Annotated in this window: 4 protein-coding genes and 1 tRNA gene; 1 reads left to right on the forward strand and 4 read right to left on the reverse strand. The window is 38.0% G+C overall.

Translation table 11 applies throughout. The annotated features are described in order from the left end of the window. The 3 genes from Q0K03_RS07315 to Q0K03_RS07325 all read right to left on the reverse strand — a co-directional run. Positions 1-459: hypothetical protein (locus Q0K03_RS07315; protein ID WP_297239052.1), on the reverse strand; the 459-nt coding region annotated here is incomplete at its 3' end. Positions 460-540: 81 nt separating this feature from the next. Beyond that, positions 541-951 carry a hypothetical protein gene (locus Q0K03_RS07320; RefSeq protein WP_297239053.1) on the reverse strand — a complete coding sequence of 137 codons (411 nt, stop codon included), beginning with the start codon at positions 949-951 and terminating at the stop codon, positions 541-543. 88 nt (positions 952-1,039) lie between these two features. Then, positions 1,040-1,125, reverse strand: a tRNA-Leu gene (locus Q0K03_RS07325). 164 nt (positions 1,126-1,289) lie between these two features. On the opposite strand from Q0K03_RS07325, the gene Q0K03_RS07330 reads away from it, so the two are divergent. After that, a complete protein-coding gene (locus Q0K03_RS07330; protein ID WP_297239054.1) occupies positions 1,290-2,153 on the forward strand; it encodes a C39 family peptidase in 864 nt (287 codons plus the stop codon). Here the strand turns inward: Q0K03_RS07330 and rlmD are convergent. Next, positions 2,141-3,376, reverse strand: a 1,236-nt coding sequence (gene rlmD, locus Q0K03_RS07335) for a 23S rRNA (uracil(1939)-C(5))-methyltransferase RlmD (protein ID WP_297239055.1), incomplete at its 5' end; no start/stop codon positions are given. The genes Q0K03_RS07330 and rlmD overlap by 13 nt on opposite strands.

The raw sequence follows: 3,376 nt of genomic DNA on the forward strand, positions 1-3,376 counted from the left end.
TTGAATGGAAGGGTGAATATTTGTAATCAATCCCGGAGAAATCTCCTGCCAGATCCTTATTTGCGTTGCGAAGTCCATTTCCATAGAATAGTCGTTTTGAAAGCCATAACCTAAGCCGGATATTCTTTCTAATTTTTGCGTCAATGCAGCATTTCCATAATAAGAAGCTAAGTCAGAAGCCTGGTAATCCCCGGCTCCATCAACAATAGAAACCAATGGTTCCAGGCAATACACCTTTTTCCCATTGATGCTTAATTTTGAATAGAAGGCTGAATAATAGCCTGTAGAAGTCGCACTTGTAAGGCCGATTGCCCATTTATTATTGGGATCAGCGATTACCCCCACCGGACATTCCACTTTTACAACATTTCCCTGACTGGCATGAACCGGCAATATATTTCCTAATACGATCCATAAACTGCATAGGATCATCAAATACTTTCTGATTTTTTTTCGCATTCTTTCTCTCCTTTGCTCCTTAAAACATTGCCTATAATAAATACGAAAAAAAATCCGGATCTTATGAAAAAAGTTCAGATTTTACTCTGAACTTTCTTCTAAATTCTTTTCTTTATCTTCCCTTGCTTTTTCTTCTTCCGATGCAGACTCTTGATTTTCTGCTTTTTGTTCCTCTTCTTTTGGCTCTGTCTGGGCATTTTCTGCTTCCCGATTCGAACTTTCTTCGGTAGAAACCACTTCAAACTCTGAATAGATGGATTGAACCCCTTCTACGATATATGCCAAAGTATACAGAACAACGGCAAACATGAGCGGAACAAAAGCGTTTGAAATCAAGGATGTAATCATATCCATCGCTCCAATTTCCGCATTATACGCTTCATAATATGCAGTTACAGATTCGTATGTGGAAAATAAAGTGAAGCCGGTATAAACCAGCGCCAAAAGTGAACAAACATAAAGTGTGATCTTAATGACCTTATTATTTTTCATTGAAATCCCTGCCTTCTCATCATTGGAAATATTCTATCATAAAAAAATAGAAGAAACAAAAAAGCCCTGAACGGGCTTGTCTTTTCTATGGTGAGGACGGTGGGACTTGAACCCACACGAGCTAAGCTCACTACCCCCTCAAAGTAGCGTGTCTGCCGATTCCACCACGACCTCATGCCAACCTATTATAACGAAAAAATCATAGTTTGACAATAATACTATAACCAAAAAGAAATTAATGATTCTCGTTCTTTATATACATAATCAACTTTTTTAATAGGATAAATTCCAATCATACAATCATATATGCTATATTAAAATCAAAGGAGTCAATGATTATGCGATGTAAGTATTGTAACTATGAAAATTCTCCCGGAGCTTCTTTTTGCGGTTCTTGCGGAAAACCTTTAAACCAGGAAATGCCTCCCAATTTCCATGCCCCTCCAAAAAAATCTCATAAAATCTGGTTAATTATAGGGATTTTAGTAATTTTGGCGGTTGGAGCTCTCCTGGCTTTTTTCGTTATCTCAAGTTTTTTATCATCAAATACACATACAGAAGATCAGATCCTTCAAAGTCAAATAGATAATGAAGCAGAAGAAAAAAGTCTTATCGATGACAAAGAAACTAAGGAAACCGTTCCAGAGATCGAAGGGATCAAACATCAACTGCCCGTAAAAAGAGTGATTCAAGAGGAAGGGTACGATACGGGTCCTGCCTGCTTAAAAATGGTGCTTGATTTACATGGCCATACCATTTCACAAGAACAATTAGCTTCAGAGATTTGTGATTCTTATAACACGAATTCCGAAAAATTAACACGTACTGTAAACAAATATCGTTTTGGATACGAAGTTCCCGGCTCAAATCGGGTGGGTTATCGTCTGGAAAATCTTTCGAATTGGAATGATGAACAAATGCTTGAATTTGAAGAAAGAATAAAAACGGATACGGAAAGCAACGATCCCGTATTTATCTATGTTGACACATCCCTTTTGTACGAAAGCTCCTCATTCACTTCCACTCACTTTGTTCTGGTAACCGGGTATATCAGCGATGATAACGGAAATATCTTAGGCTACTGTATTACCGACCCTTCAGATGACATACAAAGTGAGACAGAAGAAGGTCTTTTAACTATCGCAAAAGAAGACTTTTATTCTGCTATCTCGAAAACCGATAAATGCTGTTACATCTGGTAATTATCAAAAACCGCAATACATTCTAATCCATTGGTGTGACAAAACATATCAACCGGCTGTACGCTCTTCAGGGTATAGCCTTTTTCTTTAAAAAGAAGAGCATCCCGGGCCAGTGTGTTTGGATTGCACGAAATATAGACAACGGTTTCCGGCTTCAACATGGAAATATGCTGGATCCCGGTCTGGGTCAGGCCTTTTCGAGGCGGATCCACAAATACGACATCCGTCTTTTCTTTATAAGAACGAATAAAGTCGCTGACATCGGCACAGACAAATTCCACGTTTTCCAAATGGTTGATCTGTGCATTTTGAACTGCGTTTTGCACCGCTTCTTTTACAATCTCAACACCAATCACTTTTTTTACATGCAAAGCTAAAATGCAACTGATCGTCCCTGCCCCCGAATATAGATCGATCACTTGTTTGCTCTTATCAAGTTTTGCACTCTCGATTGCTTTCGAATATAGAACTTCCATCTGTTTTGGGTTGACTTGAAAAAATGATTTGAAATGCAGCCGAATATTTTGTCCCATACAGTTTTGCGTGATTGAATCCGAGCCAAATAAAACTTCATATCTCTGGCCTAAAATCACATTGTCGTTTCTAAGATTTTCATTAAAAACGATTGAAACAATATTGGAAAAATGTTCCACCAATTCTTTTGAAAAATCGAATATATGATTTTCAGTGCCGATAAAAACAACTTGCACTTCCTGTTCTTCATTGCTTCGAAGAAGAATATGGCGCAAGCCTACAGCTTGTTCGACCTTTATATGTTCTTTGATATAAGAATAGACTTCATTGATCTCTTTTGACTGAATCAGACAGTGATCACAATCTACGATTTGATTGGAATGGGCTCGATAAAATCCCATTTGAACTTTTCCATTTGTCACCTGAACGGGAAATTGTGCCTTGTTTCGATAATACCATGGATCTTCCATTCCTAAAGTCGGATACACTTTGACATCTTTCATCAAACTGGATACGTATTCGCTCTTGATTCTTAATTGTTCTTTATATTCAACATGCTGAAAACAACAGCCGCCGCAAGAAGCGGCAATAGAACACAAAGGCTGTCTTCGAATTTCAGATCGTTCCAGCAACTCTTCAATTTTTCCAAACGCATAATTCTTTAAAACTTTAAGAATACGAACCCTGGCTTTCTCTTTGGGCAAGAGTCCAGATACAAAAACCACAATGGAATCAACCTTGATGATTCC

Origin of the sequence: uncultured Faecalicoccus sp., from assembly GCF_944327125.1 — a bacterium.
Taxonomy (GTDB): domain Bacteria; phylum Bacillota_I; class Bacilli_A; order Erysipelotrichales; family Erysipelotrichaceae; genus Faecalicoccus.

Bases quoted from the DNA above. Each gene is read 5' to 3' on its own strand.
- Q0K03_RS07320 (WP_297239053.1), bottom strand. From the start codon at position 951: ATGAAAAATAATAAGGTCATTAAGATCACACTTTATGTTTGTTCACTT.
- Q0K03_RS07330 (WP_297239054.1), top strand. From the start codon at position 1,290: ATGCGATGTAAGTATTGTAACTATGAAAATTCTCCCGGAGCTTCTTTT.